The organism is Sphingobacterium alkalisoli, from assembly GCF_005049105.1.
GTDB lineage: Bacteria > Bacteroidota > Bacteroidia > Sphingobacteriales > Sphingobacteriaceae > Sphingobacterium > Sphingobacterium alkalisoli.
Genome location: NZ_SUKA01000010.1, coordinates 1 through 15,884 on the forward strand (window position 1 = coordinate 1; position 15,884 = coordinate 15,884).

Sequence of the window (15,884 nt, forward strand, 5' to 3'; positions counted from 1 at the left end):
TAGAGATACCATAGCCGAGTAGTACTAATAGCCCGAAGCTTTCCAGGCGGATAGTTGCTGTTGTTTTCTCCGTATGTTTTTCTTTCTTTCGATAGTCATTAGATTAGATATGAGACTATAGATATGGGATATGGGACCGTTCGCCGGTTCTCAAATCTAATATCTGATCTCTCAGATCTAAATAAAGATCTTCAGGTGCCTATATCGGCGGTGTCTACCTCTTCCCATTCCGAACAGAGCAGTCAAGCCCGCCAGAGCCGATGGTATTGCCGTAACAGGTGGGAGAGTAGGTCGGTGCCTTTTTTTATACAGAGCCCTTGCTGGAAACAGTAAGGGTTTTTTTTTGTGCCCTATATTTCTATATTTCATGCTGTCTGCTGTAGCTCTAACCGGCAGATTTCTTATACACCTTACGTCTTAGCTCACCTTTTACTACCAAGTTTATCTTGCTCTTCGTAGCCTATTACTAGCAAACCCCACCACCATTCCATTTCCGTCTGAAATTTAAATGCATCCCATCATGTGTAAGGAATATCGTCCTGATTAGAACACACTATCCTTAGGTTTTTGTTACAAGGGAGAAATCAGTTATTGGTTGTTAAAAAAATGTTAAATAGAACAATCGTTTGCGTTAAATTACGCAAACGGTTTCGTGCGTTTTCGGCCTGCTAAGGGCTAGGAAAAGAGAAATCTTATCTCTATCATTGTTTAATTGTTTTAACCTAAATATTGAAAAACAATTAACCTTAAATAGCAAATTGTATGATAAGAAGCCTTTATTATGTCTTTTTCTTACTAGTAGTTCCTCATATTTTATGGGCTAAGAATAGCATTGATCATGTGTATTTTGATTATCTAATGCAGCAAGATACATTAGAAGAGGGATCTCTTGATTCCGCTGACGTTGCAAAGATTAATACTTTAAATGCTAAAGTACTAACGTCTGATAGTATAAACGTCATACTTGTAAAGAACAACCCTTATGTGCATATCGCTAGTATGCTTAAGGGAAACGCTGCTGGTGTATGGGTACAAACTCCAACTGTGGAGCCTGGTACTTATCAAAATATTGTTGTAAGAGGACTTACGAGGCCTCAACTATCTAATATGGATATTAATCAGAACATAGCCTGTGTTTATGTAAATGGTATTCCCATGATTAATGAGCATAATTTTTCAAATTCACTTCAACGCTATGACTTGACAAGATTGGGAGCAGCAACCGATTATTTAGCAACTATTGATATGTCAACGATTAAATCTATTGAGGTCATCAAGGATCCAGTACGTCTAGCTGAATTGGGCCCATTGGCCGCCAATGGGGCCATTTGGATAACGACATATGGCGGGATATCGGGTGAGCGCGAAATAGGTGTCAATAGCTATGTTGGTGTAAATACAAAGCCTGCTGTAACCCCGTATAACGCGGATTATGAAAATAGATTCAGGAGACAGTTTTACGATAAGTATCGAACAACAAATGATACATATGAATTGCGGTATCCTGGCTATCTGTCGGACTCTACAAATATGAATTATTATGGGGCTGCCAATTGGCGTGATGGTTACTACAGTAATGCCTTACTTTATAATGTTGATCTGAATGTAAAAGGAGGTACGGATCGAGCTAATTTTGCGTTTTTTGCGGGTCATGTGAAGAATGCAGTTTCATCAGATGATGCAAATTTCAAGCGTTATAATGTATTATTTAATGTAAATATGCTCCCGTTTGAATGGGTTAAACTATCTACTTATATCAATGCGAGAAGAAGTGATCGTGACCGTAATAGGAATTTACGTGAGCGATTCACTGAAATGGCCTACCTACCAGATTTGTCTACACCTATCTCTCCTAATATGAATGTTTATGGAGCTAATCTGGATCTCTACAAACGGAGAACAGTAGATGACAACATTACGAATAATCTGCAAGGAAATATTAAGCTTGATGTTGATATTTTAGAAAATTTGAAGTTTTCTTCCAGTTTTATGTTGGATTATAATGAAGGCAGAAGAGATCTGTTTTACCCCAAAGAATTGATGGAGACTATCAATTATATGTCGACTTATTATGGTTATTCTCAGCGCTTTATTTTTAATAATAAACTGACATATAATTTGACATTAGATGAAAATAATCAGATAGATATAGTCGGGGGAACAGACTATCAGGAAGATTTATACCGCTACTATTTTGCACGTGCTTTTGACGGACCTAATGATTATATCAAATTGAATGTAGTGGAAGGAGATCCTAATGAAGGAGATTATTTAACGCCGCAGGGAGGGTTAAGAGTATTACGCTGGAATAATAAGGAACAATTCCATCTGCAATCTTTTTATGGCAATATGAACTACTCCTTCCGTAACATATTTGACCTAAGCGCTGTGTTGCGTTGGGATGGTACCTCTACTGTCCAACAAGATAGCCGATGGATATTTACACCTGCTATATCAGCGGGATGGAATATTGCCAACCACTTTGATCAAGGTAACGAGTTTCGTTTGAGGGCATCTTACGGACGTATTGGCTTACCAAACTTTGATAGTCGGTACGCAGTAGGACCGCAATATACGGGTTCGCTAGGCTGGGATGGAGAGCCTACTATTTCTTCATATTACGGATATGCGGGTATTACGCGTAACTACAATAGGGGTTGGATCGGGTATGGTTTAGATTGGGCATACAGTGATAAAATGGAAATCGCATTGGATAAATCGTTTTTGAATAATCAATTAAGTTTCAACGTGGCAGCCTATCAAACGTATAACAAAAATCAAATTTTGGGTATTCCTGTTCCGGCAGAATATGGGTATAGTGCGGAGTTCAAGAATGGAATGGAAGTGAAAAATACGGGCATAGATGCTGTGATATCAGCACAGATTCTAGCAAACAAAGAAAATACATTAGGATGGAATTCTTCTTTTAACTTTAACGTCAATAGAAATGAGCTTGTCAAATTGCCTAGAGGTCTAACCGAACTGGTGGTAGGTGATCGATTGCTTAAGGTTGGAGAGGCTATTGATAGTTATTGGCTCTACAAAAACCAGGGAATTTACAATACTGTAAGCGAGATTCCAACTAACAGTTCAGGAGATTTGCTCACAATGGACGGAGTTCCTTTTGCCGTAGGAGATGCCAATTGGAAGGACCAGAACGGTGACAATGTCATTAATAGTAAAGATAAAGTCCTCGAAGGGCGCTCTACTCCAAAATTCTTCGGAGGATTTAATAATACGTTGAAATATAAAGGCATTCAGCTGGATTTCTCTTTTATTTGTGCTCTTGGCCATTCTGCTTTAAATCAACGTGCAGCTAACCGGTACGATTTTATAAACAATGAATCAAGTAATAGCTTGAATGCCGTGCGGGAAATATTTCAATGGCAGCAAGACTTGGACATTTCAAAATATCCTATCTATAATGTTTGGAGTAACACGAATCCTTACCGGGTCGATCAGGATCTGTTTTTAGAAAATGCGTCTTACCTTAAGCTGAATTCTTTATCTCTAGGCTATGATTTGTCTCGATTGGACGCAATTAAGAGCGCGATAAAGTCCGTGAGACGGGCGTATGTATATGTAAATGCGACAAATCTATATACTATAACTTCTTTTTCTGGTAATGATCCCGAGCTGATTAATTATAATGGATTTTACGACGGATATGGTATGCCAATGACTAAGACATTTACAGTAGGAATGAAATTGGATTTATAAAAATAACACACAAATTATCATGTTTAAATCTACATATAGTAAGTTGTTTATGGCTTTAATAGGATTATTGACGGTTGTCAGTTCTTGTACAAAAAGTCTTGATGCCCCAAGCCTCGAAGTGGCTGGTGAGAAATTACATTGGCGAAGTATTTCAGACAGCAAATCTGGATTGATAGGAATATACGGTTTGATGCGGGCAGCGTTGGTATCGAATAATGGACATTGGATATACGGAGATGTCCGTGGAGGAGATTTTTCGGTGTACAGTCGAGGAGACCTGACTGCTGTAAAAGAAAACAAGCTTAATGCTTCTTTTCCCGTTATTGAAAAGCTATCTAGCTGGCAGCGTTTTTACGCCGTGATCAATGCGGCTTCCGTATTCATAGAAAAGGCACCTCAAGTTTTGCAGCATGATACGAGATATACAGAAACCAATTTGAAAATGGATATTGCACAAGCAAGGGCATTGCGTGCCTTTGCCTATTTCTATATGGTTCGCGTATGGGGCGATGTACCATTGTTGACAAAGTCATTTGACAACGGCAGTTTTGAAGAGGTGGATATTAAAGAAGCTGAAGTAGTATTGAATTATGCAGAAAAGGAACTAACAGAGTGTTTGGAAGATTTGCCATATCGATATGGATCAATAGTGGATCGGTATTATGGAGAGACTCCTGTAAATTGGGAGAAGGTACTCTTTAACAAAATCAGCGCCTATGCAGTATTATCTCATATTGCTGCCTGGCAAGGAAAGTATATTGACGTAGCGGCATATACGAAGTTCATTTTGGATAATTACGAAAGCGCCAACATAACCAGATTGACAGAGATTGCTGCCGGCGGTAGTGGCGTGAGGGGACTAACGGGAAACTATGGTATTTTTTCTAACAACTTTGCTTTTGGACAGATTGTCAACTTTAGTTCGGCGTATGTGTATGGAGAGGCAACTTCTTCGGGACATATGGAACAGTTAACGCTAGCTCAACCTGTAGTTAATAAGGAATTCCCGGATATCTATGTCGATAAAAGTTTGATTACTGATCTATTTGAAGACCTAAATGATAAGCGCTTCGGAGTAGATACCATTTCTGGTTTATATAAGACCAACTACTTTCTGAATTTTACGAATGAGATACCCATTTTTAACAAGATCCGTATTTTGAGAGACGGTGTGACAGATGGGAACTACGCAGTATTTGGTTCTAATTTGGTGTTTACAAGATTGGAAGAAATACATCTTCTTCGTGCTGAAGCACTAGCTGTATTGGGAAATAGATTACCAGCGATTGAACAATTAAATATTATAAAAAGTTTACGTGGCATTGAAAACTATTCCGTTTTATCAACCGAATCATTGATTGACGAAATATTCCAAGAACGCAGACGAGAGCTAATGGGAGAAGGTTGGAGATTTTATGATTTGGTTAGATATCATAAAATTAAAAATGATGATCTGGAGTTTTTGAATTTAATTAATAAGAAGGGCATATTCTGGCCCATAGCAACTGATGTCTTGAATAGAAATAGTAAGCTTGCGCAAAATCAATACTGGAACTAACTAACTAAAGACATGAATCCAATGAAAGGAATGAAAATACTAATTTTACTCATCAGTTCAGTTGTGCTAGTCACAAGCTGTGAAAAATCGGATGATCATTATTACGATTACCAAAAGACCAATATCACGTATGATGGCACTGTGTATGACTACCTGATTCATCAGCCTGGGGTGTACGATTCCTTGGTGTTAATGTTGGAAAGATTGCCTGCATTAAAATCTAAGCTAAATGATCCGCAAAACGAAGTAACATTTTTTGCCGTAAATAATCGCTCGTTTGAGTTAGCTATAGCTAATCTAAACAGCACTAGAATGTCTGCTGGATTATCGCCTCTTTATATTGAAGACTTCAACCTTAATGTGTTGGATACATTGGCGTATCGGTATGTTTTTGACCAAAATATTGATATTCATGGTATTAGAAATTACAAAGATGGGCAGACCTTTGCAAGTTCAAAGTATGATTATACCATGCATACACAATATCGAGTGCTGACTTCCTCCGGTATAGTAGGAGGGGGAGAACAGCAAATTGTCTTTAGCGATGTAAATGAGTCAATCTACAAAAGGTATTGGCAAAGCACAAATACCAAATCGGTAGATCTTCAAGTAACTAACGGAATATTCCATACGCTTTCTTCTCAACATGATTTTGGTTTTGGTAAGTTAAATAAATATTTCTCAACTAATTAGTAACACCAATGAAAAAATCTAATATACCATTCAGATCGTTATTTTTAGTACTGTGTGCTAATGTGACAGTGGGATTTTTTGCTTGTGAATCATATGTTCCTGATGATTTAGACGCGCTGAGCGATGATGTACAATACAGTACAACAGAGTTTTCTCCTTATGTGGGTCGTACTATTTCATTTAACGATATCGTAGCAACGAGTAATAAAAGTACGTTGCCACTATCTTTTGAAATCTTGGATATCCAAAACGCAGACGGAGAGTCTGTCGGAGAAAATGTCCTGGGGAAAAAATATCCGGTAAAAATATGGAAAGAAGCCTATACCGGAGAGGAGAAATCAATTGAAGAAATTGAAGCAAAACAAAAAATTGAATATAGACCAGCTATAGAGATTCAAAAGAATTCAGGCAATTTAGTTTTTTGGAATACGACCTCTTTATTGGGGCTTCAAACAGTACCTTATGAAGGCTATACGATGGATGTCGCAATAGGTAACACGGGGGGTAGAAAGATTCAGCGGGGATTGAAGCTGTCTCTCCTGAAGCCAAGGGCGTATGAGCCCTCACAGTATAATGCATCTACTGGGCTTGCTGCTAACGCTTATCTGTGGCCTAGTAGAATAGAAAATATCTATGGTAGCCGCACAGGAAATTTTATATACGACGTTCGTGTGTATATTAATAAAGATGTAGAAAATACTAGTCCTGGAAGTTCACTTACAGTGAGTATACTCGATTCTTTGAATCAAACTATTGATATACAAATGTTTAAGGAAACAAAATGGGAGCAATTGATACATGGCTTTAATCATCGATTTGAAAATGGCAAAGTTATTTATGATGTACTATATCCTATGCCACTAGTTGCCTATCCGTCGAAATATACCGATGCGACGGGAACGATGGCAGCAATTAACCTTAGGTATAATCGGATAGGTCGAGGTGGGTATTTGACACAAGCTAGCTTAGGCTTTGATTTTGCCATTTACGAGGAAGGGCACTGGGAGATACAATTTAGGTTTTACGGAGAAACGCCAAAGTTTGAAAACGAATAATAATTATGAGAAGTTTATATAGTTTAATTATTTTATTTAGTTTGCTAGTCACTCAGGTCATCGCACAGGAGCTGGCTATTAGCGGAAAGGTATCTGATGGTGATGGGGCCGGAATCATTGGCGCATCGATCAAAGTTTTACCAGGAAATAAAGCCGTCGGTTTGTCTGATGCGAACGGTATGTTTACAATTAATGTGCCGGCCTTAACCAAAAGTTTGATATTTACAGCGGTAGGTTATAAAGCCAATACCGTTAAATTTGATGCAAATACTAAGAGCTATTCTGTCGTATTGCTTTCGTCTGATGAGGAAATCGAGACGGTAACCATAAATTACGTAGCAAAGAAAAAAGAAACACTGACAGGATCTGCTGTTGTTATTAGTGCTAAAGACATCAAGGACGCACCCGCAGCTAACTTCACGGACCTGCTTCAAGGACGTGTACCGGGGATGAATGTACAATTGAATAACGGTACTCCAGGTATGCGTGGTTCGATGTCAATTCGAGGTTTGAATTCCTCTAATGTATCAATGTCGGGAAATGGTGCATTTTTGTCTCCGACATCGCCGTTGTTTGTTATAGATGGCGTGCCGATAGAAGAGGGGAGTAATTTTGAATATGGATTTCAGACACAGGGTCCTGGTATTAGTCCTATATCAATGATTCCAGTTGAGGAAATCGAAACAATTGTTATCCTAAAGGATGCACAGGCAACAGCATTATATGGTTCGAGGGGTGCATATGGTGTTATCTTGGTTACAACAAAACGTGGTAATTCGAACGTGCCAATTATCAGTTATCAATCGAAATATTTTATGTCCACCGTTCCAAAGTTGAGACCTATCATTGGGGGAATGGAAGAGAGTAGAATTCGGGTTAATCAAATCTTACAATACGATTCCACATATCGATCAGGGTTGGAACTCATTAATGATACACCTTGGTTAGCGGACTCTTTGAACGCCTATTATAATAATTCTACCGATTGGCAGTCTCATTTCTATGGTAATCAATTTAATATGCAACAGAGTTTAAATTTTTCGGGAGGTAATCAAAAGTTCAATTATAAAGTTGCTCCGGGATACTTTAAGCAAAATGGTATTATTCGAAACACGGGATTTACAAGATATTCGGTGCAGACCAATATGCAATACAGACCGAGTGATGCATTCTTAATTAGTGGATATCTGACGGCTAATATGGCACGTAATAGCACGGGTTCGGGAAATGCTTTTGAACAGTCTGGGGTAGCTAACTCCGTCAATACATCTTCGTTACTGCCTTCCCCATCCATTTTTTCGGGTAGTTATGATGCGCTTGGAGCAACCTCTATTGTCAATGATAATAAGACAGGGAATATGATTACGCAGGTGCAATTGGAATACGAATTCTTGAAAGGCTTGAGAGCGAGTACGACATTAAAATATCAATATGACTTGTCGAATCAAGATCGTTTCACACCAGAAATTTTAAACTCAGGAGAATCTAACATCTATATGTTTGAAAGCAGTACAAAGGATTTGTACAATCGGAATATGCTTCAATATAATACGACGTTGTTTGATAATGAAAAGCATGTGTTTAATGCATTTGCTTTTATGGAAGCTACAACTACGAGTTATAGAGCGCAAGCCATGGATTTAAATGGTACTGGATCTGATCAAATTCAAGTCGGATTAGGTTACAATACGCGTAATACACGCGGAGGTATTCTAAATAACCTATACGATAGAAGGACGGTAGGATATGCGGGACAAATGAGTTACCAATATGATTCCAAGTACATTGTGGATTTATCATACCGTTTGGACGGAACATCAACTTCGGGGGGTAAGAGCCCGTGGTCGCATAATCCTACAGCTGGTGTGCGTTGGAACTTTTCGCGCGAAGAACTTCTACAAGATCAAGATTGGTTGAGCGAGGGTAGTTTCCGCGTTACGTGGGGTAGAAATATATTCCCAACAGGTAGTATTTTTGATGTATACGGTAAGTATACAATGGATGATAATACGTACAATAACGAGCCAACTGTATCGATTGATCTGGGTCAGATCCCAAATATTAATTTGACACCTATTACGACAACGCAATGGAACTTCGCTGTAGATTTAGGTTTCTTCAACAATATGTTTACCATGACATATGAACACTACTATAAAGAAAATACGAATGAGTTGGCTGATATTGATTTGGCAAATATTAACGCATTTACGAAAGTAGTAGCGAATGATAAGGCGATTGTCAACAGAGGACATGAGTTATCATTGTTCTACCGCCCCAATGCTAAAAATGAAGATTGGCGATTAACCTTCTACGGAAATATGGCTTACAATAAGGATATTCAATCCCAATTGCCAAATAATGTTCGTCAGATTCTAGAGCAGCATCCCACAATGGACTATGTGACCATATTACAACGTCTTGGCAGAAATACATTTTCAAACGTGTTGTATCATTATAGAGGTGTTTTCCAATCCGATGATGATGTACCAGTGAATCCAGCCACTGGCTTGCGATACCGGGCTACAAATAGCACAGGGCAAGAATATTTTTTCCGGGCAGGTGACCCCTATTTTACGGATTTGAATGGAGATTATATTCTGGATCAACGGGACTTGGTTGTTGCAGGTAACTCACGGCCACGAATTACGGGTGGATTTGGAGCAACAATACAATATAAGGCCTGGAGTATACAACCTAATATTATTTTCAGCATAAAGAGGGATATAATTAATAATGCTGCTGCAGATATGTTTAGAGGCTACTATTACCCCACGAAAAATCCAGATGCAGCAAACCCGAGCGCTTTGGTACCGTTGGATAATTTTGACTATTGGACCTATGCGAATGCGGATGCTTTTTATCCGAATCCGTTTGATTTTAGAAGGGCAGGATTTATTAATCCATATCGATACAATTCTACATTATTTCAGGAAGATGGATCTTACGTAAAATTGGGTTCGACAACCATATCGTACAATGTGGATAGAGATTATATTAAAAAGCGTTTTGGAATAACGGGACTACGACTGTATGTAAATGCGAATAATATTTATACTTGGTCCAGGTATTCGGGGCCAGATCCAGAACTGGTTTCTGATTTGGGATACGATAGTTCGGCGGGTTATCCGCGGGCAAGAGAATTTACATTTGGTGTTGATGTTCAATTTTAAGATGATGAAAAGATACTATTTATATATAGCAATGCTATTCGCCATGGGAGTGTCTTCTTGTGGTAAGGAATGGCTTAAAGTTACCCCTATTGATAATTTGTCGGGCAACAACTATTGGCAGACGGAGGAAGATGTAAAGATGTTTGTTGGAGGCTTGTATTCAGGATTTCGTACAGCTACCATGCGACAAGCCTTCTTCCCTGGTACTGGGGATTTACGTTGTGCACCGTTAAATAGAAACAGTGGGTCTAATGCAACTGGTTCATTTATGAATTGGTTAAGTTTTGTTCGAAATAATGATTTGAATGGAATTTTTAACCAGTACACCAATCCTGCTAGAAATTATGCCGCGAACGAAGACTTCTTTGGATTTCATCAGATAAGAGATTGGAGTCATTTTTACCGAGTGATTGCCAAAGCCAATATCGCGGTTTATGAGATAGAAAATATGGAGGAGGGTATATTATCCGAGAATAAGAAGAACCAATATATAGCAGAAGCAGTATTTATGCGAAACCTGAGTTATTTCTTCTTGGTTCGTTTGTTTGGTAACGTACCTTACTATACTGAAGCATATCATGATAAATCGATTGGTCGTACGCCGATGTTGGACGTATTGAAAGCAATTGATGCAGATATGACGACGTATTATAAGGATTTACCCTGGACACAAGAGGATCCGACCGAGGTAGGAAATCGTGCAATGCGGGGTGGAGCAATTGCATTGATGATGCATATCAATATGTGGCTTGCCGGATTTTCGGATGCTAATAAGACTACATTCTATGAGCGGACCGTATCCTTGGGTAGGGAGGTTATTGATGAGAATGAGGGATCCTACGCGTTAATGCCTCTTAAACAAACAAAAGAAATTTTCAAAGGAAGGACGAAAGAAGGATTGTTTGAAATTACGCAAAATTACAATTACGGTGAGACATTCCACCTCTCCGCAATGTATGCCGATAATGTACTCCGTGCACCCTACAAGTTCGAAACAATTAAGAATTCCTACATCCACTATGACTTGGATTTTATGGAAGAGATGTACCCGAGAGATCTAGCGGATGAACGTAAGTCTACGTGGTTTGAAGAAGATAACTTATATGCGCAAGATGGACAATTTGTAGTGTTGAAGAACGTGAATATCTTTCGTGAAGAGGGAGAGGATTTCAATCCGGACGACAATATGATTGTATTTCGTTATGCAGACGTCATCTTATTGCGTGCAGAAGCATTAGCGGAGATAGGTGGTGCAGCGAATGAGGCAGAAGCAACTAATTTAATTAATTTAATTCGTGGCAGGGCAAATGCAACTCCATTAGCAGGAAAAGCAGATCAGGAATTGAAGGACTTTATATGGTGGGAGCGTGTGAGAGAGCTACTCGGGGAAGGTCATTTCTATTATGACCTCGTAAGAACCAAACGGGTGTTGAATTCAGAGTTTTGTGTTCCGATTCCAATTGATGCGTTTTATAGAGGTGCATGGACGTGGCCGATTGATCGTAAGGCATTGGTAAATAACCCCGGTATGACACTTAATCCTTATTGGAATTAACAGCATAAATTGTAAATGAAATGAAAGATATGAATATAATAAGATATATAGTAGGAGCCTTCTCAATGCTTGTGGTGCTTTTTTCTTGTGAAAAAAGTGGATATATTGATTCTGGAACCTATCCAAATAACTACGATGGTACAATTTTGCAGTACCTAGACTCCAGACCAGAGTTGTTTGATTCCTTGATGAAGGTAGTAAAACTGGCAGATATGGAAGCCGTGTTGAATAATGACAATATTACTTTTTTTGCACCTCCTGATGTGACGATAGAAAAATCGGTTCGTCTGCTAAATCAGGTGTTATTTATTCAGGGTAGAGATACTGTGATCGATTTGGCTCAGGTAAACCCAATTGTATGGAAGGAGTACTTATCAATGTACGTATTTGAGGAAAGAAGGTCATTGAAAGATTATCCTCAATTAGATACGTTAAAGATGGAGTCTTTTCCTGGACAAGGGTTTATTGCACTGGGTGGACAGAATATGAACATTGGTGTACTGTATAATGATGTAGTCTCAAAGAATAATGCGGGTGTGGAGCAGCGTGTAAAATACGCTGGATATAGACAATTATACCTATCTAACTTTGATTTTGGAATAATTCATACACCTATTGCAACTTCCGATATTCGTACCCGAAACGGGAACTTACATGTTTTGAATATCAAGAAGCACTCGTTTGGTTTCTCAAGTATAAATTTTGCGAATAGGGCTTTTAGTTTGATGTAAAATATTCACGGGTATATGAATAAGTAAAAAGATGAAAAGATATATAAATAAGACATTTATGAGCTTAGTTGCCCTTGTGGTGGCATTGGGTGTTTATTCCTGCAAGGATCCAGAAATAGGTGTCAATCCATATGACGGAGGTGAAGCTCCTTTGGGCGTTAAATTTCAAAATTTGAATCGTAAGTTGGATGCGGTACGACCAGGAGAAGTGTTCCAGGTTTCTATTAACGGATTAAAATCACAAACAGGTGCTTTAAAAGCTTATATAAGTGAACAAGAAACAGATGTAGTTTCATATACAGATTCTACAATGGATTTGCGTGTGCCACAACTGGTGAGTTCGGGCAGATTAAAAGTGTTAATTGGAAATCAGGTGTTTTACGGGCCACGCATCCCCATTGAAGGAAAGGTGAAGGTAGACACTGATTTGGACATTGCTAATGGTTTTAATGGCACCGTAAACACAATTTTTGAAAATGGTGCAAACTATTGGATAGGAGGCTATTTTACAAATTATGAAGATGAAGCCAGTAGTACAATATTTAGGAACAATATACATAGTATTACTTCATTAGGGAAAAGTGTAGAAGGAGCCTTTAAAAAAGGTGGAATGGGCGGAATCAGCACTATCGCCAAATTACCTGATGGTAAATTTATGATTGCGGGAGGATTAAGTTCTTTTAACGGAAGATTGGTATCTGCCATTACCCGTTTGCAATCTACTGGAGCATTGGATACGATGATAGTTGATGTAATTAATCCGGATCCTGATAAACCAGAGAATAATTTAGATACGGTACCTGCTTTTAATGGTTATTTAACGTCTTCTGTGGTTTCAGGAGGAGGGGTTAATTTTAGCAGCATCACCGGAATTTACCCAACACCTAATAGTGGTATGATTGTCATCGGCAATTTTACCAACCATTTACGTACGGATTACATGTTTTCTTCTAAACAGCAAAAGTCTTATTTTAATACTAGGGTGAGGAATGTTGTAAGGCTGAAAAATGACGGAGCCATTGACTCAACTTTTATGTGGGGCAATACGGGGGTAAATGGTACTATAGGAGGATCTATTCAGTTAGCTGATGGAAAGATCTTGGCGGTGGGTAATTTTACCACGTTTAATAGCGAATCTGCAAATAGGATATTTGCCATAAACCCGGATGGTACCCGAGACAAATCTTTTACCGGTGCTGGAGCAAATGATTTGATATTGTCTATAACGTATAATCCGGTCCTTAAAAAGATAGCTTTAGCTGGTCGTTTTACTTCGTACAATGGAAAAGCCGCAAATGGTGTTGTTATTCTGAACGAAGACGGCAGTGTCGATGAACAATTTAAAATGAAAGACACAGATAGTCGTGTTCCAACTTATGCTTATGCAATGAATAATGGAAAAGTACTGGTAACAGGAGGATTTGAAAAGTATGACGGAGTAACGAGGTCTAATCTTTTGATCCTAGAAATGGATGGTTCTGCCAAACAAGAGTACAATAATATGGGAGCCTTTTCTGGGTCTATATATACTGTCGCAGAGACCACATCAAGCGAAGGATATCCAGCACTATTAATAGGTGGTACTATATTTTCTGTAGATGGAATTAATGTAGGAAATATAGTGCGAATTGAAATTAAAAATTAACTCATTTTAAGATGTTGAATATGAGAAAAATATTTGAAAATTTTAAAGTCAGCGCTTTGATGACTTTTTCGATCTTAGTCTTGTCATCCTGCAATAAGGATTTTCCAAATCTATTGAAGGAAGATTATGGATCTACCGACGTTAGCATCTCCAAAAATAAAGTTTTGTTAGTAGTTGTTGATGGTCTACGTGGTGAAGTTTTAACAGACCTGGAACCTGAGAATTTAAGAGTTATCGCCCGGAATGCATTGTATACGAATAGTTCGTTAGCGGATTATGCCACCGAAAATTTTACCCAAGCGATTGGTTTGGCTAATCTTTTCACGGGTGTTCATCCAGATGTACACAAAGTGAGTAGCGATTTGGGTAGTATCGATTTGCAAGCCGCCCCTACTTTTGTAACAAGACTTAAAGCGAATGATAGTGAGTTCACTAGCGAAGCTTATACGACTTCAGCTGTGGTTAGTTCTACGTTGTTAAAAGATGTTGATAAGAAAGAAGTGGTAATTAATGATATTGAGGTCGTAAACAAAACAAAAAGTACTATAGCGACGACAGAATCGAGTTTAGTGATAAGCCATTTGAGCAACCCCTATGTAATAGGTGAAGCTAACTCTTATGAAACTAATGATATAAAATATGTTGAGGCAATTGGGCAATTGGATGTGCAGGTAGGGGAATTGATCAATGCCCTAAAATCCAGAACTAATTATGCGAATGAAAACTGGGTGGTGATTTTGACCTCGAGCATAGGAGGTGAAATTACCGCAGATCAATCAAACACAGATAATACCGTTTTCGGTAAGTCGATCCAAAATACGTTTACATATTTTTATTCTCCAAAATTCGGCCGCAAATATATTGCAAAACCTAGTACGAAGACCATTCCTTTCAGTGGAGCGGGCATGCGTTTGCTGTATAGTACTGATGGTGTTCAGGCGATGGCCGCCCGACTGGATGATGCGTCGAAATTGAATATTGCCGGAAATGAAAGTGCGACTATCACTTTCTTTTTTAAGCAAAATGTTATTGATCAGGTAAATAATTATCCGGCTCTTTTTATGAAACGACCGAAATTTGATGATGGAGCTGTTCCTGGCTGGCAGGTTTTAATGTCGGGCGGTAAAGCAGAGTTGGGTCACAATGGATCAGGTAAGAAACTCGTCACTAAGCTGATTAATGATGGCAAATGGCATGTCGTGACGGCTATAATCGATCGTACTAATAATCGATCGAAAATATACACAGATGGTGAACTTTCAGATGAAACCAATGCTGGAACGAGCAATTTGACAAATACGTTTCCACTTATGTTCGGAAGACATCCCGGTTCTGAATATAATACTGGAGATTTTACGGTGTGTAATTTTCAGTTTTATAATATCGCTTTCAGTGACGAAGATGTAAGAAAGTACAGTGGATTGGCTATGGTTAAGCCGGATAACTCCCCGTATTATAATAATTTGCAAGGTTACTGGCCAATGTACAATGATAATGGAAAGGCTGTATTGACTGATGTATCTGGCAAAGCTGGAAATATGACTATAATCAACAAAAGTAGTTGGTCGACATTTGACGAATTGGTTCCGTTTATTATACCAGACATCAATGAGTCTACATTTAAGTTGGTTCCGAATTTAATTGATATCCCTCTATTTATTTACCAATGGTTTGGAGTCTTACCACAGGAACAATGGCAATTGAAAGGACAGGCATGGACTCCTCCATATAAGGTTTTTGAATACTAATTATTA

9 protein-coding genes and 1 rRNA gene are annotated in these 15,884 nt (G+C 38.5%); all 10 read left to right on the forward strand.

Annotation, left to right across the window (positions count from 1 at the left end):
- The first annotated feature begins 191 nt into the window (after window positions 1–191).
- Window positions 192–303, forward strand: a 5S ribosomal RNA gene (gene rrf, locus FAZ19_RS21815).
- Window positions 304–762: 459 nt separating this feature from the next.
- Window positions 763–3,720 carry a SusC/RagA family TonB-linked outer membrane protein gene (locus FAZ19_RS21820; RefSeq protein WP_136822895.1) on the forward strand — a complete coding sequence of 986 codons (2,958 nt, stop codon included), beginning with the start codon at window positions 763–765 and terminating at the stop codon, window positions 3,718–3,720.
- A 49-nt stretch (window positions 3,721–3,769) separates the two neighbouring features.
- On the forward strand, window positions 3,770–5,278 hold the full coding sequence (locus tag FAZ19_RS21825; RefSeq protein ID WP_169305747.1) for a RagB/SusD family nutrient uptake outer membrane protein: 1,509 nt from the start codon (window positions 3,770–3,772) through the stop codon (window positions 5,276–5,278).
- A 30-nt stretch (window positions 5,279–5,308) separates the two neighbouring features.
- Entirely contained in the window at window positions 5,309–5,971 is a 663-nt protein-coding gene (locus tag FAZ19_RS21830) for a hypothetical protein (protein ID WP_229707676.1), read from the forward strand.
- A gap of 8 nt (window positions 5,972–5,979) precedes the next feature.
- On the forward strand, window positions 5,980–7,026 hold the full coding sequence (locus tag FAZ19_RS21835) for a DUF5007 domain-containing protein (RefSeq protein ID WP_136822897.1): 1,047 nt from the start codon (window positions 5,980–5,982) through the stop codon (window positions 7,024–7,026).
- Window positions 7,027–7,031: 5 nt separating this feature from the next.
- On the forward strand, window positions 7,032–10,199 hold the full coding sequence (locus FAZ19_RS21840) for a SusC/RagA family TonB-linked outer membrane protein (protein ID WP_136822898.1): 3,168 nt from the start codon (window positions 7,032–7,034) through the stop codon (window positions 10,197–10,199).
- 1 nt (window position 10,200) lies between these two features.
- Window positions 10,201–11,754: a RagB/SusD family nutrient uptake outer membrane protein gene (locus FAZ19_RS21845; protein WP_229707675.1), complete on the forward strand. Its 1,554-nt coding sequence runs from the start codon at window positions 10,201–10,203 to the stop codon at window positions 11,752–11,754.
- A gap of 29 nt (window positions 11,755–11,783) precedes the next feature.
- The gene (locus tag FAZ19_RS21850) at window positions 11,784–12,485 is read left to right on the forward strand and encodes a fasciclin domain-containing protein (protein ID WP_169305748.1); all 702 of its coding nucleotides are present in this window, start codon (window positions 11,784–11,786) and stop codon (window positions 12,483–12,485) included.
- A gap of 31 nt (window positions 12,486–12,516) precedes the next feature.
- On the forward strand, window positions 12,517–14,130 hold the full coding sequence (locus FAZ19_RS21855) for a DUF5008 domain-containing protein (RefSeq protein WP_136822900.1): 1,614 nt from the start codon (window positions 12,517–12,519) through the stop codon (window positions 14,128–14,130).
- Between the two features lie 20 nt (window positions 14,131–14,150).
- A complete protein-coding gene (locus tag FAZ19_RS21860; protein ID WP_169305749.1) occupies window positions 14,151–15,878 on the forward strand; it encodes a LamG-like jellyroll fold domain-containing protein in 1,728 nt (575 codons plus the stop codon).
- Window positions 15,879–15,884: the final 6 nt, after the last annotated feature.

Bases quoted from the DNA above. Each gene is read 5' to 3' on its own strand.
- FAZ19_RS21820 (WP_136822895.1), top strand. From the start codon at position 763: ATGATAAGAAGCCTTTATTATGTCTTTTTCTTACTAGTAGTTCCTCAT.
- FAZ19_RS21860 (WP_169305749.1), top strand. From the start codon at position 14,151: ATGAGAAAAATATTTGAAAATTTTAAAGTCAGCGCTTTGATGACTTTT.
- FAZ19_RS21840 (WP_136822898.1), top strand. From the start codon at position 7,032: ATGAGAAGTTTATATAGTTTAATTATTTTATTTAGTTTGCTAGTCACT.
- FAZ19_RS21850 (WP_169305748.1), top strand. From the start codon at position 11,784: ATGAATATAATAAGATATATAGTAGGAGCCTTCTCAATGCTTGTGGTG.
- FAZ19_RS21825 (WP_169305747.1), top strand. From the start codon at position 3,770: ATGGCTTTAATAGGATTATTGACGGTTGTCAGTTCTTGTACAAAAAGT.
- FAZ19_RS21830 (WP_229707676.1), top strand. From the start codon at position 5,309: ATGAAAATACTAATTTTACTCATCAGTTCAGTTGTGCTAGTCACAAGC.
- FAZ19_RS21845 (WP_229707675.1), top strand. From the start codon at position 10,201: ATGATGAAAAGATACTATTTATATATAGCAATGCTATTCGCCATGGGA.
- FAZ19_RS21855 (WP_136822900.1), top strand. From the start codon at position 12,517: ATGAAAAGATATATAAATAAGACATTTATGAGCTTAGTTGCCCTTGTG.
- FAZ19_RS21835 (WP_136822897.1), top strand. From the start codon at position 5,980: ATGAAAAAATCTAATATACCATTCAGATCGTTATTTTTAGTACTGTGT.